The organism is uncultured Anaerococcus sp. (assembly GCF_963512375.1).
Classification (GTDB): Bacteria; Bacillota; Clostridia; order Tissierellales; family Peptoniphilaceae; genus Anaerococcus.
Genome location: NZ_CAUPMI010000001.1, coordinates 83,430 through 103,212, shown reverse-complemented (window position 1 = coordinate 103,212; position 19,783 = coordinate 83,430). Strand labels below are relative to the sequence as shown.

At 33.8% G+C, this 19,783-nt stretch carries 21 protein-coding genes, 1 tRNA gene and 1 other RNA gene; 21 read left to right on the top strand and 2 right to left on the bottom strand.

The genetic code is table 11. From position 1 onward, the window contains the following. Positions 1-51 precede the first annotated feature (51 nt). From glmM to RRB46_RS00535, 11 genes are all read left to right on the top strand, one after another. Positions 52-1,401 (top strand): phosphoglucosamine mutase, encoded by a 1,350-nt coding sequence (gene glmM, locus RRB46_RS00585; protein WP_311537111.1) that lies wholly within the window; start codon positions 52-54, stop codon positions 1,399-1,401. A 40-nt stretch (positions 1,402-1,441) separates the two neighbouring features. Then, positions 1,442-1,717 carry an aspartate 1-decarboxylase (aspartate alpha-decarboxylase) gene (locus tag RRB46_RS00580; protein ID WP_311537110.1) on the top strand — a complete coding sequence of 92 codons (276 nt, stop codon included), beginning with the start codon at positions 1,442-1,444 and terminating at the stop codon, positions 1,715-1,717. A gap of 80 nt (positions 1,718-1,797) precedes the next feature. Then, positions 1,798-1,947 carry a 50S ribosomal protein L33 gene (gene rpmG, locus RRB46_RS00575; RefSeq protein WP_296129105.1) on the top strand — a complete coding sequence of 50 codons (150 nt, stop codon included), beginning with the start codon at positions 1,798-1,800 and terminating at the stop codon, positions 1,945-1,947. 8 nt (positions 1,948-1,955) lie between these two features. After that, positions 1,956-2,138, top strand: a complete 183-nt coding sequence (gene secE, locus RRB46_RS00570; RefSeq protein ID WP_296129108.1) for a preprotein translocase subunit SecE — start codon at positions 1,956-1,958, stop codon at positions 2,136-2,138. 7 nt (positions 2,139-2,145) lie between these two features. After that, positions 2,146-2,733 carry a transcription termination/antitermination protein NusG gene (nusG, locus tag RRB46_RS00565; protein WP_296129112.1) on the top strand — a complete coding sequence of 196 codons (588 nt, stop codon included), beginning with the start codon at positions 2,146-2,148 and terminating at the stop codon, positions 2,731-2,733. A gap of 52 nt (positions 2,734-2,785) precedes the next feature. Further along, positions 2,786-3,214 (top strand): 50S ribosomal protein L11, encoded by a 429-nt coding sequence (rplK, locus tag RRB46_RS00560; protein ID WP_106460589.1) that lies wholly within the window; start codon positions 2,786-2,788, stop codon positions 3,212-3,214. Positions 3,215-3,251: 37 nt separating this feature from the next. Then, on the top strand, positions 3,252-3,962 hold the full coding sequence (gene rplA / locus RRB46_RS00555) for a 50S ribosomal protein L1 (RefSeq protein ID WP_311537109.1): 711 nt from the start codon (positions 3,252-3,254) through the stop codon (positions 3,960-3,962). 194 nt (positions 3,963-4,156) lie between these two features. Beyond that, positions 4,157-4,705 (top strand): 50S ribosomal protein L10, encoded by a 549-nt coding sequence (rplJ, locus tag RRB46_RS00550; RefSeq protein WP_296129118.1) that lies wholly within the window; start codon positions 4,157-4,159, stop codon positions 4,703-4,705. A 28-nt stretch (positions 4,706-4,733) separates the two neighbouring features. Further along, positions 4,734-5,117, top strand: coding sequence for a 50S ribosomal protein L7/L12 (gene rplL / locus RRB46_RS00545; RefSeq protein WP_296129122.1), 384 nt, complete (start codon positions 4,734-4,736; stop codon positions 5,115-5,117). Positions 5,118-5,325: 208 nt separating this feature from the next. Then, complete coding sequence (locus RRB46_RS00540) at positions 5,326-5,769, top strand: Fur family transcriptional regulator (RefSeq protein ID WP_297688604.1); 444 nt, start codon at positions 5,326-5,328, stop codon at positions 5,767-5,769. Between the two features lie 50 nt (positions 5,770-5,819). Further along, positions 5,820-6,836 (top strand): putative sulfate exporter family transporter, encoded by a 1,017-nt coding sequence (locus tag RRB46_RS00535; RefSeq protein WP_311537108.1) that lies wholly within the window; start codon positions 5,820-5,822, stop codon positions 6,834-6,836. Positions 6,837-6,913: 77 nt separating this feature from the next. Here the strand turns inward: RRB46_RS00535 and RRB46_RS00530 are convergent. Next, a tRNA-Thr gene (locus tag RRB46_RS00530) sits at positions 6,914-6,989 on the bottom strand. Between the two features lie 131 nt (positions 6,990-7,120). Between RRB46_RS00530 and tuf the strand changes: the two genes are divergently transcribed. Both tuf and RRB46_RS00520 read left to right on the top strand, forming a co-directional pair. After that, positions 7,121-8,317 carry an elongation factor Tu gene (gene tuf, locus RRB46_RS00525; protein ID WP_311537107.1) on the top strand — a complete coding sequence of 399 codons (1,197 nt, stop codon included), beginning with the start codon at positions 7,121-7,123 and terminating at the stop codon, positions 8,315-8,317. A 241-nt stretch (positions 8,318-8,558) separates the two neighbouring features. Continuing rightward, entirely contained in the window at positions 8,559-9,833 is a 1,275-nt protein-coding gene (locus RRB46_RS00520) for a putative glycoside hydrolase (protein ID WP_311537106.1), read from the top strand. A gap of 53 nt (positions 9,834-9,886) precedes the next feature. Here the strand turns inward: RRB46_RS00520 and RRB46_RS00515 are convergent, their stop codons facing one another. Continuing rightward, the gene (locus RRB46_RS00515; protein WP_311537105.1) at positions 9,887-10,732 is read right to left on the bottom strand and encodes an AraC family transcriptional regulator; all 846 of its coding nucleotides are present in this window, start codon (positions 10,730-10,732) and stop codon (positions 9,887-9,889) included. A gap of 236 nt (positions 10,733-10,968) precedes the next feature. Between RRB46_RS00515 and dnaG the strand changes: the two genes are divergently transcribed. The 8 genes from dnaG (at position 10,969) to RRB46_RS00475 (ending at position 19,774) form a co-directional block, all read left to right on the top strand. Continuing rightward, entirely contained in the window at positions 10,969-12,639 is a 1,671-nt protein-coding gene (gene dnaG, locus RRB46_RS00510) for a DNA primase (RefSeq protein ID WP_311537104.1), read from the top strand. Next, the gene (gene rpoD, locus RRB46_RS00505) at positions 12,626-14,428 is read left to right on the top strand and encodes an RNA polymerase sigma factor RpoD (RefSeq protein WP_311537103.1); all 1,803 of its coding nucleotides are present in this window, start codon (positions 12,626-12,628) and stop codon (positions 14,426-14,428) included. Before dnaG ends, rpoD begins: the two co-directional genes overlap by 14 nt. 2 nt (positions 14,429-14,430) lie before the next feature. Further along, on the top strand, positions 14,431-15,114 hold the full coding sequence (locus RRB46_RS00500) for a class I SAM-dependent methyltransferase (protein WP_311537102.1): 684 nt from the start codon (positions 14,431-14,433) through the stop codon (positions 15,112-15,114). Beyond that, on the top strand, positions 15,105-15,875 hold the full coding sequence (locus RRB46_RS00495) for a Nif3-like dinuclear metal center hexameric protein (RefSeq protein WP_311537101.1): 771 nt from the start codon (positions 15,105-15,107) through the stop codon (positions 15,873-15,875). Before RRB46_RS00500 ends, RRB46_RS00495 begins: the two co-directional genes overlap by 10 nt. A 31-nt stretch (positions 15,876-15,906) precedes the next feature. After that, positions 15,907-16,249, top strand: an RNA gene (rnpB, locus tag RRB46_RS00490) — RNase P RNA component class A. A 253-nt stretch (positions 16,250-16,502) separates the two neighbouring features. Then, complete coding sequence (locus tag RRB46_RS00485; RefSeq protein ID WP_311537100.1) at positions 16,503-17,942, top strand: C40 family peptidase; 1,440 nt, start codon at positions 16,503-16,505, stop codon at positions 17,940-17,942. Positions 17,943-17,997: 55 nt separating this feature from the next. Beyond that, positions 17,998-18,798, top strand: coding sequence for a bifunctional 5,10-methylenetetrahydrofolate dehydrogenase/5,10-methenyltetrahydrofolate cyclohydrolase (locus RRB46_RS00480; RefSeq protein WP_311537099.1), 801 nt, complete (start codon positions 17,998-18,000; stop codon positions 18,796-18,798). Next, a complete protein-coding gene (locus RRB46_RS00475; RefSeq protein WP_311537098.1) occupies positions 18,782-19,774 on the top strand; it encodes a peptidoglycan bridge formation glycyltransferase FemA/FemB family protein in 993 nt (330 codons plus the stop codon). The genes RRB46_RS00480 and RRB46_RS00475 overlap by 17 nt, the downstream gene beginning before the upstream one ends. Positions 19,775-19,783 lie beyond the last annotated feature (9 nt).

Below are 19,783 nucleotides of genomic sequence, written 5' to 3'. Positions count from 1 at the left end.
CAAAAGGGTATAATATAAAAAAATAAAGAACTTAAATTTAAGGAGATATAAATGAAATATTTTGGTACAGATGGATTTAGGGGAGAAGCCAATGAAGGGCTTAACGTATACCATGCCTTTAAAATCGGTAGATTTATAGGAGATTATTTTTCAAAAAAGAAAAATGGCAATGGTAAGATCCTAATAGGCAAGGATACCAGAAGGTCTTCATATATGTTTGAAGATGCCTTATCAGCTGGTATTACATCTTCAGGCTCAAATGCCTACCTACTCCACGTTACAACAACTCCTTCAGTTTCATATATAACAAGGGTAGAAGATTTTGATTGTGGAATTATGATCACAGCAAGTCATAATCCTTACCATGATAATGGTATAAAGATTATAAATAAAAATGGCGAGAAAATGGAGGATGACTTCCTTGAAAGCCTAGAAGAATATATAGATTCTGACATAAAATCTATAGACCTTGCTAAAGGTGAAGATATAGGAAGGACAGTTGACTATATAGGAGGCAGGAATAGGTATATTGCATATTTGATTCAAACTGTGACAAAGTCCTTTGAGGGAGTGAGAGTAGGTCTTGATCCTGCAAATGGAGCAGCCTTTACAATCGCAAAGCCAGTTTATGATGCCCTTGGTGCAGATACTTTCGTAATAAATGATGAGCCTAATGGTTTTAACATCAATAACAATGCAGGATCAACCCATATAGGAGTTCTAAGAGATTTTGTTGTAAAAAATAAACTAGACATTGGCTTTGCCTATGATGGTGATGCTGACAGATGTATAGCCGTTGATTCAGAGGGAAATATTGTAGATGGGGATGCTATCCTTTATGTACTTGCATCTTACATGAAAAAAGAAGGCGGCCTAGATTCAAACAAGGTAGTAACAACAGTGATGTCAAATATCGGTCTTTATAAAGCCTTTGATAATCTTGGAATTGGTTATGAAAAAACTGATGTAGGTGACAAATACGTCCACCAAAGAATGTATGAAAAAGACATTGAATTAGGTGGAGAGCAATCAGGCCATATAATCTTAAAGAAATTTGCTAATACAGGTGACGGAATCCTAACATCTCTTAAAATTATGGAGGCTGTGATAGAATCAAAATCTGACCTTAAAACTTTAACAAGAGATTTGAAAATCTACCCACAAGTCTTAATAAATGTAAGAGTTAAGGATAAGGACACAGTCTTAGATAATGAAGGAGTAGCTTCTATTATTGAAAAAATAACTGCTGACCTAGCTGACTCAGGTAGAGTTTTAGTCCGTAAATCCGGAACAGAACCACTTGTTAGGGTAATGGTTGAAGCAGAAACTGAAGAAGGCGCCCACGAAGCTGCTGATGCAATTGTAAAAGCAATTAAAGATAATGGATTAAGTCTTGATTAAAGATTTCAAATCTGGACGAGAAATAGATATTAGAGAGAAGATGTTAATAATAAAAGATAGGGTTTACGCCAAAGAATCCTATATAGCCTTTGATACATCAAATCTTAAGGGTTATCCACCAGTAATGTATTATGATAGGGAAGATGAATATCTGGGAAGAGCTTATGAAGACAATCTCTATGAGCTTGATGATATAGAGGATATATTAATTTCTTATTCAGATTATTGCTTTTCAAACCATGATTTAGATGATTTAAGAAAAGTTCTTATCAAAAAAAGAGAAATTTTTTTGAAAAACCTATTAAAAATTGACTAAAAGTATTGACAAAGACAGACTTAGATGGTAGTATAATTCATTGTATGGAAGTATCCGTATAAGTAAATAGGAGGTGTTTTATGAGAACTAAAGTTAAATTAGAATGCACAGAATGCAAAAACAGAAACTATGATACAACTAAAAACAAAAAAACTCATAGTGAAAGAATTGAGCTTAACAAATATTGCCCATTCTGCAAAAAGCACACAGTTCATAAAGAAACAAAGTAGGAGTAATAATGGCTAAGAAAAAAGATTCTTTCTTTAGTGGAGTCATTAAAGAATACAAAAAGATCCAATGGCCTACATTAAAGACTACCATTGAGTATGCTTTAATAGTAATAGCTATTAGTGCTGTAACAGCAGTATCTATTTGGATCCTTGATAAGGTCTTCCATTTCCTACTTTCATTTATAATGTAGGTGAATGATGACTGATTCTTTAAATTTTGACGAAAATATCAAAGAAGAAGAAAACAAGACAGAACTTACAGAAGCAGAAAAAAATGCAAAATGGTATGTGGTTCACACCTATACTGGATATGAAAATAGAGTCTCTGATAAGATTCAGATGATGATAGATAATGAACAAAATCCAGATATTATAGATGTAACTGTACCAACTGAAGAATATGTCGAAGTAAAAAATAACGACAAAAAAGTCAAAACTAGAAAGCTATTTCCAGGCTATGTAATGGTCAAAATGAATATTACCAATAAGTCTTGGTATATAATAAGAAATACCCAAGGGGTAACAGGTTTTGTTGGACCAGATGGTGATCCAGTAGCTCTAACACCAGCTGAAGTAAGAAAGTTTGGTGTAAAAGAGAAAGAACCAGTCCTTAATATTAATGTAAATGTAGGTGATAGTGTAAATATTATAGCCGGACCATTTAAAGATTTCGTAGCAAAAATTGAAGAAATCGACAAGCAAAAGGGTACTATCAAGGCTTACGTAGATATGTTTGGCCGTGATACATTAATAGACTTAGAATATAGCGATATAGAAGAAATTTAGTACTGTCTAAATAAGTGGGAGGGGAAACCCGAATCACCACAAGGAGGTAAAAATGGCAGAAAAAGATATACAAGCAATAGTAAAATTACAAGTACCAGCAGGAGCAGCTTCTCCTGCACCACCAGTAGGTACCGCACTAGGACCTCACGGAATTAACATCATGGAGTTCGTTCAAGCATTTAATGCTAAGACAGCTGACCAAGCAGGAATGATAATACCGGTAGAAATGACTATTTATACGGATAGAACATTTAAATTTATAACAAAAACACCACCAGCACCAGTATTAATCAAGAAAGCAATAAATCTTGCTAAGGGTTCTGGAGAACCAAACAAAAAGAAAGTTGGATCAATCAAGAGAAGCCAACTTGAAGAAATTGCTAAAACAAAGATGGAAGATCTTAACGCTGCAAGCCTAGAAGCTGCAGTAAGCATGATAGCAGGAACAGCAAGAAGTATGGGAGTCACTGTAGAAGATTAGTGGGAGAGATTAACTCGTTTACCACAGGAGGAATTAAATGGCTAAAAGAGGAAAAAAATATTTAGAATCAAAGGCATCTTATGATTCTACAAAAGAATACGAACTAAATGAAGCGATAGAAATAGTAGAGAAAACAGCAAAGGCAAACTTTGATGAAACAGTAGAATTACACTTCAAGCTCGGTGTTGACAGCCGTCACGCTGACCAACAAGTAAGAGGAACTGTAATCCTACCACACGGTACAGGTAAGGTACAAAGAGTACTTGCATTTGTAAAAGATGATAGAATAGACGAAGCTCTATCAGCTGGAGCAGATTTTGCAGGTAATGAAGAATATGCTGAAAAAATCCAAAAAGATGGTTGGTTAGATTTTGATGTAGTAATAGCTACACCAGACATGATGGCAACAGTAGGTAGACTAGGTAGAGTACTAGGACCTCAAGGCCTAATGCCAAACCCAAAAACAGGTACAGTAACAAACGATGTAGCACAAGCTATCGCTGACATCAAAGCAGGTAAGGTAGAATACAGAACAGACAAAGCTAACCTTATCCACGTACCAACAGGTAAAGTATCATTTGGTGCTGAAAAACTTGCTGAAAATATCAGAGCTTTAATAACAGAAGTAGTAAAAGCAAGACCAGCAGCAGCAAAAGGTAAATATATCAGATCAATCACCGTATCATCAACAATGGGTCCTGGTGTAAAACTAAACCCAGCAAAAGCTGCAGAATTAGTTGAAAAATAATTTGCATTTTTTGAAATTGGTGATATAATATAACAGTCAAATAAACAGGCTACCAAAGACTACGCAGACAGTGATGTTTAATAATTGCGTATAGGTGGGAAAATTACACATATCCCCACCGGTATGGGCATTTTGAGATGCCTAATATTAGTGGGGTTTTTATATACCTACCATTAGCCTTAGGAGGTGAAAAAGTGAGCGAAAAAGCTATAGCAGCTAAACAGCTAGTAGTTGATGAAATCAAAGGAAAAATCGAAAATGCTAAATCAGTAACATTAGTAGGTTTTGACCGTATGGACGTTAAGGAAATCACAGATCTTCGTAACAAGTTCAGAGAAAAAGATACTGAATACAAAGTTTACAAGAACACAATGATGAGATTTGCTTTTGAAGAACTTGGTTATACAGAATTAATCGAAGACCTAAAGGGATCAAACGCACTAATCTTCTCAAACACAGAATTAGTTGACGGACCAAAGATAGCAGTTGACTACAGAAAAGAAAATGACGAAAACGCAGAAAAGCTAACACTAAAATCAGGTATAGTTGAAGGAAACTACCAAAATAGCGAACAAATGATGGCAATAGCTACATTACCAGGAACAGAAGTACTTCACTCAATGCTTGCAAATGTATTACAAGCACCTATTAGAACTCTTGCTGGAGATCTTAATAACACTATATCTAAACTTGCTATTGCTCTTAATGAAGTGGCAAGCAAAAAAGAAAACGAAGCAGCATAATAAAATATAATTTAAGGAGAATATAAAAATGGCATCAGAAAAAGTAACAAACCTATTAGAAGAAATCAAAAATCTTACAGTTCTTGAACTTTCAGAACTAGTTAAAGCAATCGAAGAAGAATTTGACGTATCTGCACAAGCAGCAGTAGCAGTAGCAGCTCCAGCAGCAGGCGGAGCAGCTGGTGAAGCAGCAGCAGAAAAAACAGAATTCGACGTAGTTCTTAAATCAGCTGGACAATCAAAAATCAACGTAATCAAAGTTGTTAAAGATGTAGCTGGTCTTGGACTAAAAGAAGCTAAAGCACTTGTAGACGGTGCTCCAGGAAACGTACTTGAAGGCGTAGCTAAAGATAAGGCTGAAGAAGTTAAAGCAGCTCTAGAAGAAGCAGGCGCTGAAGTAGAATTAGCTTAATTAAATAAATAATCAGAAAACTCCCAGCACCTAGCTGGGAGTTTTTAAATGGAATGCTAAAGTATATTAGTATAGTTATTCAGTTAATAGAAATTATTTATAAAAATAACCAAAAGATTAAGGCTGAAATTGATTTAGATAATCATTCCCAATGATTGACAAATAGACATTTTCACGTATATTATATGCTAGAAAGGTATGGGAAGTTATGCACGAATATGTAGAAAGTTTAAGGGATGAGGATCCTGATAAAAGACTTAATAAACTTAAAAAAATTCTTCAAGATAAAAAAATAAGAGTATCTCACCAGAGACTATTGATTTTGGATTATTTGATAACCCATCCTATTCACCCAACAGCGGAAATGATTTTTAATGATTTAGTGACAAAGGATCCTGTTATTAGCCAAGCTACAGTTTATAATAGCTTAAACCTTTTTGTAAAAAATAAGCTAGTAAAAGAACTTGACTTTAATATGAATTCAAAGAGGTATGAGTTTAAAAGACCTAGCCATGGCCATTTTATTTGTGAATCTTGCGGTAAAATTCAGGATTTAGAAATATTAGATATTCCAAAACCTGATATGCTAAAAGACTATACTATAGATACCACAGAAGTGATTTACAGGGGATTTTGCCCTGATTGTAAGTGAAAATTTAGCGTTTTTTAAACGCTTTTTTTATTTGTAAGAATGGAGGAAAAATGAAAAAAATATTACTATATTTACCAGGAATAGGCCTGGCTTTACTTATTGCTTTTATTTCACAATTTTTAGAAAACTTGTTACCAATACACATAATTGGCGGATCGGTTATAGCTTTATTTATAGGAATGTTTTTAAATACGATAATCGACACCGAAAAAGTCCTAAAAGATGGGATAAGATTTACATCAAAAAGACTATTAAAGTTTGCAATCATTTTATTTGGTGCTAGTCTAAATATAAATATGGTTTTATCTGTAGGTAAGCTTTCAATTTATGTAATGGTATTTACCTTATTAACTTGCTTTGGAGCAGGTTATTTTATAGGAAAGGCCCTAGGACTTAACTGGAAGATGAGTAACCTTATATCAGCGGGTACAGGAATTTGTGGAGGATCTGCAATAGCTGCCATAGCCCCAGTCATAGAGGCAGAAGACACTGACATAGCCTATGCAATGAGTGCAACATTTTTATTTGATATGCTAATGATAGTAGCCTTTCCAATAATGGGTAGGGCCTTAGGCTTGTCAGATATGGCCTATGGCTTGTGGACAGGCACCGCTGTAAATGATACAAGTTCTGTAGTAGCAGCAGGTTTTGCCTATTCAGATGCTGCAGGAGATTTTGCTACAATGGTAAAACTAACTAGAACCTTATCAATAATACCAGTAGTATTGATATTTAGGCTTATCCACCATAGATTGGAAGTAAAAAAGCTAGGTCATGACTATGTAGAAAAGAAATTTTCCATCACTTCGATAATTCCTTATTTTATATTAGGATTTTTGATAATGGTTGGCCTAAACTCAATGGGCTTTATATCTGAAAGTCTATCAAATAACCTAAAAGTCATATCAAAATTTTTGATGGTAGCTGCTCTTGCTGCGATTGGCTTAAATACTAAGTACAGGGATATGAAAAAAGCGGGAATAAATCCAATGATCCACGGTTTTATTATTTCCTTATTAGTAGTAATAGTTGCTATAGCAGTAATTTATGCCATGGGTCTAGTATAAATAAAAAAACAGACTTATTTAAAAAATTTCCATTTATGTGGAGATTTGATAAATAAGTCTGTTTTATTGCAAAAAAATGGAGCCACTTCCCGGAATTGAACCGAGGACCTCTTCCTTACCATGGAAGCGCTCTACCTACTGAGCTAAAGTGGCACACATTCTATTATACAAGCACTATAAAAAATTGCAAGTAAATAATTTAAAAAAATAATAATCCATAAAATAATAGAATTTTTATTATAAATATGGTAAAATAAAGTATATGAGTACATTAGGAGGAATTAATGAGTAAACAAACATTTGAAAGAAGCAAACCACATATTAATATTGGTACAATCGGCCACGTAGACCACGGTAAAACAACAACAACAGCAGCAATCACTCAAGCCCTAAACAAAAAATACGGCACAGGTGAATACATCGATTACGAACACATCGATAAAGCTCCAGAAGAAAGAGAACGTGGAATCACAATCAACACATCAGTAGTAGAATACGAAACAGAAAAAAGACACTACGCACACATCGACGCTCCAGGCCACGCTGACTACGTTAAAAACATGATCACAGGTGCAGCACAAATGGACGGTGCAATAATCGTAGTATCTGCAGCAGATGGTCCAATGCCACAAACAAGAGAACACATCCTACTAGCAAGACAGGTAGGTATACCAAAAATCGCAGTATTCTTAAACAAAGAAGACCAAGTAGATGACCCAGAACTAATCGAACTAGTAGAAATGGAAGTAAGAGACCTACTAAACGAATACGACTTCGACGGCGACAACTGCCCAGTAGTAGTAGGATCAGCACTAAAATCACTAGAAGAAGGCGGAGAAGGTCCATGGTCAGACAAAATTCTTGAACTAATGGCAGATGTAGATGAATACTTCGACATCCCAGAAAGAGACAACGACCAACCATTCCTAATGCCAGTAGAAGACGTAATGACAATCTCAGGCCGTGGAACAGTAGCAACAGGTAGAGTAGAAAAAGGAACACTAAAAGTAGGCGATACAGTAGAAATCGTAGGACTAACAGAGAAAACATCTCAAGCAGTAGTAACAGGTGTAGAAATGTTCCATAAATCACTAGACCAAGCAGAATCAGGAGACAACGTAGGAGTACTTCTAAGAGGAGTTCAAAGAGACGAAATCTCAAGAGGACAAGTACTAGCAAAACCAGGTTCAGTACACCCACACACAGAATTCGAAGGTCAAGTATACGTACTAACCAAAGAAGAAGGTGGACGTCACACACCATTCTTCTCAGGCTACAGACCACAATTCTTCTTCAGAACAACAGATGTTACAGGTGACATCCAACTAGAAGACGGAGTAGAAATGGTAATGCCAGGAGACAACGCAACATTCAAGATCACACTTCAAAAGCCAATCGCTCTAGAAGAAGGTCTAAGATTCGCTGTTCGTGAAGGTGGTAGAACAGTAGCATCAGGAGTTGTTTCTAAAATCGTTAAGTAGTCCCACACTGTACGGGTGACGGATGAAATCCGTCATTTCTGAGACGAGGCAAAGCCGAGTCCAGAAAACTAAGTGAGAAGAAGTGAAGCTTCTTCGAGGGGACAGCTTGACTGAGACAAGGCAAGGCCGAGTCCAGAAACTTGTTGTAAAGAAGCAAAGTTTCTTTACTAGGACAACTTGAATCATTAAAAAATAATTTAAAAAAGCGGGCCTGTGCTCGCTTTTTTATTTAGGAGTATCTATGACTAAGAAAAAAACTTTCTTTCCATTTTTGTTTGCATTAATATTAATACTTACTTCTTGTGGATCATCAACAAAAGTAAAAGAAGAAATAAAAGAACAAGCAAAAATAGAAGAAACTAAAGAAATAAGCAAAAATACTAAGCCTGAAAAAAAGCCCATAGGAGAACCTTATGAAATTGGTGTTACACCAGATGATTATAATATGGATTATGATACATCAAGGCTTTTATCTCTAGAAGATAAAAAGAGCAAATATTATCCAAAAGATGGGGTAAGGGGCTTGTATTTTAACACTGGATCAATTAATATCCCAGAAGTTTATGAAGGCATAATGGGAATGATAGAAGAAAGTAACTTAAATGCCGTAGTAATAGATGTAAAAGACGATTGGGGAAATATAACAGTAGATTTTGATACTGATAATGAAGACATCCAGTATGCAAATACTAAGCTTATTAATGCCAAGACCCTAATAGATGACCTACATTCAAGAGGAATTTATGTTATAGGAAGGATTACAACTTTCAAAGATTCAATCATAACAAAAATTCACCCAGAATGGGGTTTTACTAAAGAAGATGGCAGCCTATGGGCTAATGGCCACCAAGAAGCCTTCATGAATCCTTTCCTAAGAGAAGTGCAAGATTATAATATCCATATAGCAGAGCTAGCGGCAGAGGCTGGTTTTGATGAAATTCAATTTGACTATGTAAGGTTTGCTGAAGGCTTTGAAACCTTTGCTGACAGCTTAGATTATTCTAGAGGGGAATATGAAAAAGAAAATATGGATGAAGGAGATAAGAGGGTTGCAGCCATTACAAATTTTGTAAAAAGAGCTAGGGAATCTGTCCAAGCTTATGGTAAGCCAATATCTGTAGATGTCTTTGGTTATGCCCTACAAGCCGGTAGAGCAAGTGGTATAGGTCAAGACTTTTCAGAAATATCAAACCAAGCTGACATAATGTGTTCGATGATATATCCATCTCACTGGGGTCCATATTCCTTTGAGATTGAAAAACCAGATTTAGAACCTTATGAGCTTGTAAAAAGATATCTAAAAGAAGAAAAGAAAGTATTTTCAAAATTAGAGCATAAACCACAGTCTCGTCCTTGGATCCAAGACTTTACAGCTTCTTGGATAGGAGAGGGAAATTGGATGGAATATGATGCTGACGCAGTCCAAGCTCAAATAGATGCAATTTATGAAGCAGGTCAAAATGAATACCTAATATGGAATGCAACCAATAAATACTCTAAAGGAGTAGATTACTAATAAGGGGCCTAAGGCCTCTTTTTTAGTATAAAAATAAGACTAGTAAACTAGCCTTATAATCTATGCTTCTTTCTAAATTGTGAAGGGGTTTCCCCAACTTTTTTCTTAAAAACTTGGTTAAAATAGGACTGAGAGTTAAATCCTACAATAGCTGATACCTCTTCCATAGTATGGTTTGTTGAAATGAGGATGCTTTTGGCAACTTCAATTCTTTTTAAGATTAAATATTCAATTGGCGTAATCCTATACGATTGTTTAAATTCTGAAATAAGATGAAACTTATTCATATAAGCCATGGCAGATAGGTCTTCTAGTTTTATATCCTCATGGTAGTTAGCGTCAATGTAAGATTTGATGTAATCAATTTGTCTGTTGACTCTCTTATCGTGCTTAACATTGATTTTCTTCCTGTATTTTCTAAAAAGGTTAATAACGAAACTAGAAGCTAGGGCGGATGCCAAAGATTTAGCAAAAAGATCATTTCCCTTATATTCTCTAACTATATCGCTAAAAGGTCCTTCAAATTGTAAGGACTTATCTTTATTGTCAACGTGGAAATAATCTATATCTATACTTTCACCATCTTTAATTCCAGCTATAGAGATACTTTCTATTCCAAAACCAATAAGCTTGCATGAGTTTACATTTTTGTCAACATAGAGAGTGTGGCCAATATTTGGATTGATTATAACAAGGTCACCTGCATTAAAATCAATTACTTCACTTTCTATGGAAAGCTTTCCAAAACCTTCAACAAGATAATAAAAATAAGTAAATGGATGGAATTGAATCCTGCTAGTGGCGTTTTTTGCAAGTGAATTCTCCTGGGCATCTAAAATTCTTATATCTATATGGTTTGTTGAATTGTCATTTTGTAAAAATGCTTGTGTGTTGTTCATTAAGTCCTCTAATCTTTTGTAATATGTATTAAAATGGGTTTAATAACCTATCTTTGTCAATATTATACTATATTTTTTAGGAAAATTTAACAAATACCATTTCAAAATACATCTTAGTTTTAGAAAAAATTGAAATATCGATTATAAAATTTTATATATAATCATGTTTATAATATGATTAAAAAAGATAAATTGATATAAAAGTTAATAAAAGTATAGTTTGATTAGGTGATAAGATGAGATTAATATCAGATGATATGGCAAATCAAATAAAGGAAAGTTCAGATATTATAGATATAATAGGTGAATATGTCGACTTAAAGAGGGCGGGCTCCTCCTATAAGGGATTGTGTCCATTTCATAATGAGAAAACCCCATCATTTACAGTTGACAAGAAGAAACAATTATTTCACTGTTTCGGATGTGGAGCAGGAGGAGATGTTGTTTCTTTTATAATGCAAAAAGAAGGATTATCCTATCCAGAAAGCTTAGAATTTTTAGCAAATAGGGCAGGAATAAATTTAGTTTATCAAAATAATCCTCAGGAAAATAAATATAAAAACCACCTATATGACATCAATAAAGATATAATGATGTTTTTTTATAAAAATTTACTTACTAACAAGGCACCTCAAGATTATTTATTAAAAAGAGGCCTAAGAAGTAATATTGTAAATACATTTATGCTTGGTTTTGCTAAGGATTCTTGGGATGATTTATTAAATTTTGCAAGATCAAAAGGCTATAAGGAAGAAGATCTCTTATCCTTAGGTCTAATTGCCAAGTCAAAAAATGGAAATTACTATGATAAGTATAGGAACAGAGTAATATATCCAATAATTGACATTTACGGCAGAGTTATTGGTTTTGGTGGAAGGGCAATAGATGATGCTATGCCAAAATATTTAAATTCGCCCGAGTCAGATATTTTTAAAAAGAGATACAACCTCTATGCATTAAATATCTTTAAAAAACAAAACAAAAGAGACTTAATATTGGTTGAAGGTTATATGGATGTTATAGCTTTAAATAATTGGGGTATAGATATAGCTGTAGCTAGCCTTGGAACAGCTTTTACAATAGAACAAGCCAAACTTGCCAAAAGATATGCTGATAATATATATGTTTGCTATGACTCTGATGGAGCTGGTATTAAGGCTACAAGAAGGGCTATAGATATTTTTAACCAGGCAGATATAAGTGTAAATATCATAGAGCTTGAAGCAGGTCTTGATCCTGATGATTTTGTTAGAAAGTATGGCAAAGAAGCCTTTTTAGACAGGATGGATAAGGCCTTAGACCAGTATAATTATAGGTATAATCAAATATTGGATTCTTATTCTAAAGCGAGTGATAATGAAAAGTTTGATAAGCTTAATTTATTTATAGAATTTTTAGCAAGTATCAAACAGGATCTTACAAGAGAAATTTTTATTAATAACGTATCAAAGCTATTTGACATTGAAAAATCAACTTTAAAAGAGGCTATTTCAAAGTATAATATTAAACAAAATAGGGGAAGCTTCTTTAATAATAGGCCTATTGAAAAGAAAGTTATAGTTAAGGAAGAAAAGTTAGATTTTAATCAATATGAATTAGAAATTTTAAGGCTTATTTTTTTACAGCCTGATGATTATAAAAATGAGTCTGAATATTTTGATAAATTTTTGAAAAATCAAAAACTTATAGATTTTAAAGAATTTTTGATAAATAAAGAGGCTAGTAAATTTGATAAACAGGATAAGGATTTTAATTTCATTTTATCCTATGTGATGAATGACAAGAATCCTATCTTGGTAAATGAATTAAAGGATAAGATTAGCCTATATGAAAGGCTCCAAAAGATAAAGAAATTAAGAGAAACTGGGCCTACAATTAGTAAGGGGAGAGATAATGACCAGCGATGATAATAAATTGCTTGAAGACGAAGTTCTAAAAGAGATTATTGATGAGTTTATAGCTATAGGTGAATCTCAGGATGGGGTACTAACTTATAGTCAGGTAAACGGATTTGATGATTTTATTGATTTAGAAATAGAAAGTCAGAAATTTATAATAGAAAAAATCACATCTTCAGGAATTGAAATCGTAGAAAGATCTGAAACAGAACTAGATAAGGAAGAAGAAGTTGAGGAAGAAATCGACGATGAAGAAGATGATGATGAAATTGATGAAGAAGAAATTGAAAAAGATATAGATAAGTCTGTAGATGATTTAGCAGGTCTTAAGCTTGATGATCCCGTTAAAATGTATTTAAAGGAAATTGGTAAGGTAAATCTTTTAACAGCTACAGAAGAAATAATTTTATCAAGAAGGATGGAAGCTGGTGAAATAGCCAGAAAATCCTTAAACGGTAATAAGTTTAATAAGCAAAACAAGACAAAACTTGCCAACGATGTATTTTTTGGAGACCTGGCTAAAATCTTAAGAAATGCTAATGATAAGCTTGCATTAGGTCAGGATATAGACAAAGAGACATTTGAAGACCTTGATGGTTTGGTTAATATGGGTCGTTTGTTTAATCAAGTAATGAATGATGACCTTGATAAAGACCAGCTTGAGCAATTAAATGCTAAGATTTTAATATGCAATATAGCCCAACAATCAGTTGATGACGATGAATTAAGCAAGAGGGAAGCAAATATCTTATGTGACCTTTTTGATTCCTTTGATCATATGCTCAAAATAATAGAAAACTCTGAGGTTGTAAACCTAGTATATCAATCATTTAATGATTTGCTCAAAAAAGCAGCTAACAAAGACTTCATTAAGACAAATGACCAAATGGTAATAGATAATCTTATAAAGATATCAGAACTTGCTGGCCGTCTTGAAGCTAATGCCCTATTAAGCGAGGACGAATCATCCTTTTTACTTTATATGATAGATAAAAGAGACTTCGCTCTTAAAATGCTTAATAACGAAGAATTTACAAATGAAGAGATAAGCATATTAAAAAAACAAATCTTAGAATCCCAAAGAGCAAAGGAAAAACTAGCTGAAACAAACCTAAGACTTGTTGTATCTATTGCTAAAAAATATGTTGGCCGTGGAATGAACTTCTTAGATTTGATTCAAGAAGGAAATATGGGCCTTATGAAAGCAGTCGATAAGTACGACTATAATAGAGGCTTTAAGTTTTCAACCTATGCTACATGGTGGATTAGGCAAGCTATAACCCGTGCTATAGCAGACCAAGCAAGAACAATAAGAATACCAGTTCACATGGTAGAGACCATAAATAAACTTGTAAGAATCCAAAGACAATTGGTACAAGATTTAGGAAGAGACCCATCAAATGAGGAAATAGCTGAAGCTATGGGCATAGAAGTAGATAAGGTATCTGAGATTAGAAAGATTGCCCAAGAGCCAGTAAGTCTTGAAACTCCAATAGGTGAAGAGGATGACAGCCACTTGGGAGATTTCATAGAAGATGATACTGCAATCGACCCAGGAGAGGCAGCAAATTATTCAATGCTAAGGGAACAATTAAACGAAGTTCTATCATGCCTAGGGGAGCGTGAAAAAAGAGTCCTACAGTTAAGGTTTGGTCTAATTGATGGGACACCAAGAACCCTAGAAGAAGTAGGCAAGGAATTTGATGTAACTCGTGAAAGAATAAGACAGATAGAAGCAAAGGCTCTTAGGAAATTAAAATCACCTAACAAGAGCGAATTATTGAAAGACTTTTTATAAAAATGGAAGATAAAAAAAGATTACTAGACATAGTTAAAATACTAGATAAAAATAAAAAAGTCATAGATGTAGGAACCGATCATGGATTGGTTCCTTTATATTTGGCAAAAAATAATATATCAGATGACATAACAGCAACAGACATCTCAAAACCGTCCTTACAGAAGCTAATCGATAGGTTAGATGATAATACATCAAAAACAATTAAAACTATCCATACAGACGGTTTTAAGGGCCTTAAAAGCGAAGATAACCAGGTAGCTATCATTGCAGGTATGGGAGCAAATACAATTATCGATATAATAAATGATAGCATTGAATTTGTAAGAAATTTAGATTATCTTATTATAGAATCAAATATAAATACAATTTTACTCAGAGAATATCTTATCGATAATGATTTTGACATAGAATTAGATTTTCTAAGCTATGAAAAAAGAAAGTATTATGATATTTTGAAGGTCAAGAATAAGAAAACAAGAGATTTGAAATTCGAAGAATACTATTATGGCTTTACAGATGTTGAAAATAAGAGCAAACTTCTATTAGAAAAGATAAAAATCGACAAGGAAAAAAATAATAATTTCCTATATCATATAAAAGAAAATTCAGATGATAAAGACGCAATCAAAAAGATAGAAGATAGGCTAGAAGCTATAAGAAAGGTGGAAGAAAGGTGCAAATAAAAGAATTAATAGAAAAGTTAGAAGCAAAATATCCCTTCTATCTCCAAGAAGAATGGGATAATTCAGGCCTTCAAATAGGAAATCCAGAAAATGAATTAAGGGGAGTAGTCTTATCCTTAGATCTTGAAGAAGAAAGTCTAGACTTGGCTATAAAAAATGGAGCTAATCTAATAATAACCCATCATCCATATTTATTTTCACCAACTAAATCCATAGATTTTAGGGATAATTTCTACAATAGACTAGAAAAGGCGATTAAAAATGACATAACAATTTATGCCTTCCATACAAATCTTGATATAGCAGAGGGTGGGGTAAATGATAATCTTGGAGAAATCATAGGCCTTAAAAATATGAAAAGCTTAGAGCAAGGTAAAGAACTTGGCCTTGGCAGATATGGTCTTATAGAAAAAATGCCTGCCAAGGATTTTTTAGGCAAAGTAAAAGAAAAATTAGATGTAAATGAAATTATTTGCTATGGAGATATTAATAAGGAAATAGAAAAGGTAGGAATATGTGGTGGTGCAGGTGCATCTTTATTAGACGATGCTATTAGCCTTTCTTGCGACTTATTTATAAGTGGAGACATAAAGTATCATGAAGGCATGGATTATGCCGACAAGGGCTTAATTATTGCCGATTTGGGCCACTTTGCTAGCGAGAACCATATAATATATAAATTAGAAAATGAAATAAAGGAAATAATAGGAGATAGAGTTTTTACCTTCTCAAAAACAGACTCTTTTAGAACCTTTATTTGAAATTTTTAAAAATAAAGATAAAATACAATACGGAGTAAATTAGATAATCGCGGGGCCTAGGCCACGAGGAAAGTCCGTGCACCATAGAGCAAGGATGCTTGATAACGTCAAGTAGGAGTGATCTTCAGGCAAGTGCAACAGAAAGTATACCGCCAGCTTCGGCTGGTAAGGTTGGAATGGTGAGGTAAGAGCTCACCAGCTGTCCTAGTGATAGGCAGGCTATGTAAACCCCATCCGGTGCAAGAACAAAAGGACGCAAAAGGGCTTGCTCGGTCCTGTCCGCAAAATGGTAGTTCGCTTGAGCTTACTAGCAATAGTAAGCCTAGATAGATGATTATCCACGACAGAACACGGCTTACAGATTTACTCTTTACATAATTACTACAAAATTAGTTACAAAAAATTAAAAGACTTGTAGGAAAAAATTACACCTTAACCGGTTACATTTTATAAATATTGGGAAATTTCATAAAATATCTCAATAAACATAAAATATATCGGATAAAGTGTAATTTTTTTGTAACTAATTATTGACACTTTTGTAAAAAAGATATAAGATATAGTCAGATTTCAAAATAAAGACAATAAATTTAACAATTCATAACAAATATGGAGGAGTTATTAATAATGAATAAGAAAAATATAGGTGCGGCGCTTACAGTAATAGCAGCATCAACTGCTGTAGCTACAGCATATGCTACAACAGTAACAGACTTACAAAATGATAAACACACAAATTCCCTAATATCAGAGGAGAATAAAGAAGTAGAATCGTCATCTTCTTTTGTAAAAAGTGCTTATACAAAAGAAGTTAAAAATACAAAAATCGCTGGCCAAAAGAGAGATACAGCTAAGGCAAGCAAAGAAGTTAAAGAAAACATACTTATAGAAGAAGCTGCTCAAAAAATAGTTCAACCACAAATCATTCAAGCAAAAAAAGTAGCTGAGGAAAAAGCAAACGCTCAAGTAGCTGAAGTAGTAAAATATGACGATAAAGATGAAAATGGTGTAGTTAACTATGATGATTCAAATCTTGATCAAGTTATAGAAGAACATTCAAGCAAAACTAAAGAAGTTGTAGAATATAATGATACTGCTATAGAAGAAACTCAAAAAGAAAGTCCAGCTCAGGAAGTAGTTACATATCAAGCTAATGATGATGTGGCAACTAAAGAAGAAGTAAAAACTGAACCTGTACAAGCTGAAGCTAAAACAGAAGAAGTTAAGGCACCAGTAGTAGCTGATAAATTTGTAAATACAAATAGTCTAAATATAAGAACAAGCAAAGATGCTAGCAACAATTCAAACATCCTTAGAACAATCAAGGCTGGAGATAAGCTAGTAGGTTATGTCGAAGGTGATTGGTTTGTAACAAACGAAGGTTATGTAAACCTAGCTTACCTATCAAACACATACCCAAGTGCCCTTGTTGAACAAATAAAGGCAGAAGAAGCAAAGGCTGCTGAAGAAGCTAAAAAAGCAGAGGAAGCTAAGAAGGCTGAAGAAGCAAGAAAAGCTGAAGAAGCAAGAAAAGCTGAAGAAGCAAGAAAAGCTGAAGAAGCAAGAAAAGCTCAAGAGGCACAAGCTCAACAATCTGCACAAAAAGCACAAGCTCCAGTAGTTAGAGAAGCTGTAGCAAATGCAGAGCAAGCTGTAGCTGTAGAATCAACACAAAAAGCACCAGCTGCAAACCAAAACGCTCAAGGAGCTGCAAGCATAGCTAGCCAATTTATTGGTTATTCTTATGTATGGGGTTCATCAAACCCTAGCGTAGGTTTTGACTGCTCAGGTCTTACATCATATGCTTATAGACAATTAGGAGTAAGCCTACCACACAGCTCACAAGCGCAATTTAACAATGGTTATGCAGTAGATACGAATAACCTTAAAGCAGGAGACTTAGTATTCTTCTCATTTGGTGGTGGAGCAATTGACCATGTTGGAATCATAACAGGATCAGACGGAAGCTTCGTACACGCATCTACTCCTCAAACAGGCGTAAGAATGGATAATATCTTTAACGGATCATACCAAAAAGCATTCAGAGGAGCTAGAAGAATATTCTAGAAAACATACAAGCATCCAGAAGCACAAGCTTTTGGATGTTTTTTAATGGAGAGAAATGAATTTATTAAATACAAAAGACATAAGGGATGAAATCCTAGAAAAATTAAATAAATATGACTTTAAAAACAAAGTCCTGCTTTTAAGTAAAAATCCAAGCCAAGAGGCCATATTTTATAAAAATGTTATAATAAAACGATGTAAAGAATTTGGGATTTCTTATGTAGACAAGGAATTTGACAAGGAAAGTAAAGATGAAATCTTATCATTTATAAATTCTTATGATAAAGAAGATGGATTTATAATTTTAGCTCCTTTTGGTCAAGATGAAGATTTAACTTATCTAAAAGAAGGGATAAAAATAAAAGATTTGGATGGTTTCACCTTTAAATCTTTAGGAAAGTCTATGGAAGGAGATAAAGATTTTCTACCAGCAACACCAAGAGCTGTAGTTAGGTTTTTAGAAAGTCTTGGTACAAATTATAGGGGAAAGAACATAAGTATTTCAAATAGAACAAGCCTAATAGGTAAGCCTCTTGCTATGTATTTGACAAGTGCAGGAGCAAATGTAAATATCCTTAATAGCTCTTGCCAAAATCCAAAAGATTTTATAAAAAAATCTGACATATTTATTTCTGCAATAGGAAAGGCTGCGTTTTATGATAAGACTTATTTTAAAGAGGGAAGCTTCATAATAGATGTTGGAACTTCTTATATTAATGGTAAGATAGTAGGAGATATAGACATAGATTCTATAAGTGAAATGGAAATAAATTACCTAGGAAGTAAAAGTGGTATAGGTGCGATAACCACACTTACCTTGTTGGAGGGGATGATAGATAATGCCAATAGTAAATAATGAAAATGATTTAAAAAGATATATTGAATTTGTAAGAAATAGTCCTTACGCAAGACCAATGCAAGATACTGCATGGTCAAAAATAAAAAATAACTGGACAAATGACTATGTATACATAGAAGAAAATAAGCAGATAATCGCTGCCATGTCTGTAATAGGAATTAAAAATACCAATGGTAAACACTTCTTATATGCTCCTAGAGGGCCAGTATGCGATTTTAGGGATACAAAGCTAGTTGAAGCACTAATAAAGGAAGCAGAGCCTTTAAAAGACAAATACGACGCCTTTCTTTTAAGGATGGATCCAGAGTTAGTATTTGATGAAAAATTAGTTTATGATTACAGAAAACTGGGTTATGATTTTAGGAGTGTAGGCCTTGATACTCATTCCTTTACCCAACCAAGGTATAATATGATAATTGACCTGTCATGTCATGATGAGGATAAAATATTTGAAAGCTTCTCATCAAAGGGTAGGTATAATATCAGAAAATCAATAAGAGCTGGTATAAAAACAGTCATGAAAACTGATGAAGAAAGCCTGGATACTTTCTATGAATTAACAAAGATCATGGCGGAAAGGCAAGGAATTGGCCATAGACCAAAAGATTATTACCAAAGGTTAATAGAGTACTTAGGTGCAGAAATCTTTGTATCCTATTTTGAAGACAAAGCTTTATCAGCATCTCTATTAATCCCTTATGGAAATAAGGTTTATTACCTATATGCTGCAAGTTCAAATGAACATCGCAACAAGATGCCAAATTATAATATGATCTGGGAAGAGATAAAATGGTGTTTAGAAAAAGGCTATGATTATTTAGACCTAGGAGGTACCTTCAGCCTAGATTCAAAAGATGGCCTATATAGGTTTAAGCAATCCTTCTGCTATCCAGACAAGTATTCTAACTTCATAGGCGAATTAGATGTAGTCTATGATAGGGAAAAATACGAAGAATTTTTAATTACAAAATAAAAGGCTCCT

Excerpts from the sequence above, each read along its gene's own strand:
- RRB46_RS00480 (WP_311537099.1), top strand. The coding sequence starts at position 17,998 with ATGAATTTATTAAATACAAAAGACATAAGGGATGAAATCCTAGAAAAA.
- secE (WP_296129108.1), top strand. The coding sequence starts at position 1,956 with ATGGCTAAGAAAAAAGATTCTTTCTTTAGTGGAGTCATTAAAGAATAC.
- RRB46_RS00535 (WP_311537108.1), top strand. The coding sequence starts at position 5,820 with ATGAAAAAAATATTACTATATTTACCAGGAATAGGCCTGGCTTTACTT.
- rplA (WP_311537109.1), top strand. The coding sequence starts at position 3,252 with ATGGCTAAAAGAGGAAAAAAATATTTAGAATCAAAGGCATCTTATGAT.
- tuf (WP_311537107.1), top strand. The coding sequence starts at position 7,121 with ATGAGTAAACAAACATTTGAAAGAAGCAAACCACATATTAATATTGGT.
- rplL (WP_296129122.1), top strand. The coding sequence starts at position 4,734 with ATGGCATCAGAAAAAGTAACAAACCTATTAGAAGAAATCAAAAATCTT.
- rpmG (WP_296129105.1), top strand. The coding sequence starts at position 1,798 with ATGAGAACTAAAGTTAAATTAGAATGCACAGAATGCAAAAACAGAAAC.
- rplK (WP_106460589.1), top strand. The coding sequence starts at position 2,786 with ATGGCAGAAAAAGATATACAAGCAATAGTAAAATTACAAGTACCAGCA.
- RRB46_RS00485 (WP_311537100.1), top strand. The coding sequence starts at position 16,503 with ATGAATAAGAAAAATATAGGTGCGGCGCTTACAGTAATAGCAGCATCA.
- dnaG (WP_311537104.1), top strand. The coding sequence starts at position 10,969 with ATGAGATTAATATCAGATGATATGGCAAATCAAATAAAGGAAAGTTCA.
- RRB46_RS00515 (WP_311537105.1), bottom strand. The coding sequence starts at position 10,732 with ATGAACAACACACAAGCATTTTTACAAAATGACAATTCAACAAACCAT.
- glmM (WP_311537111.1), top strand. The coding sequence starts at position 52 with ATGAAATATTTTGGTACAGATGGATTTAGGGGAGAAGCCAATGAAGGG.
- RRB46_RS00475 (WP_311537098.1), top strand. The coding sequence starts at position 18,782 with ATGCCAATAGTAAATAATGAAAATGATTTAAAAAGATATATTGAATTT.
- rpoD (WP_311537103.1), top strand. The coding sequence starts at position 12,626 with ATGACCAGCGATGATAATAAATTGCTTGAAGACGAAGTTCTAAAAGAG.
- RRB46_RS00520 (WP_311537106.1), top strand. The coding sequence starts at position 8,559 with ATGACTAAGAAAAAAACTTTCTTTCCATTTTTGTTTGCATTAATATTA.
- RRB46_RS00580 (WP_311537110.1), top strand. The coding sequence starts at position 1,442 with ATGTTAATAATAAAAGATAGGGTTTACGCCAAAGAATCCTATATAGCC.
- RRB46_RS00500 (WP_311537102.1), top strand. The coding sequence starts at position 14,431 with ATGGAAGATAAAAAAAGATTACTAGACATAGTTAAAATACTAGATAAA.
- nusG (WP_296129112.1), top strand. The coding sequence starts at position 2,146 with ATGACTGATTCTTTAAATTTTGACGAAAATATCAAAGAAGAAGAAAAC.
- RRB46_RS00540 (WP_297688604.1), top strand. The coding sequence starts at position 5,326 with ATGCACGAATATGTAGAAAGTTTAAGGGATGAGGATCCTGATAAAAGA.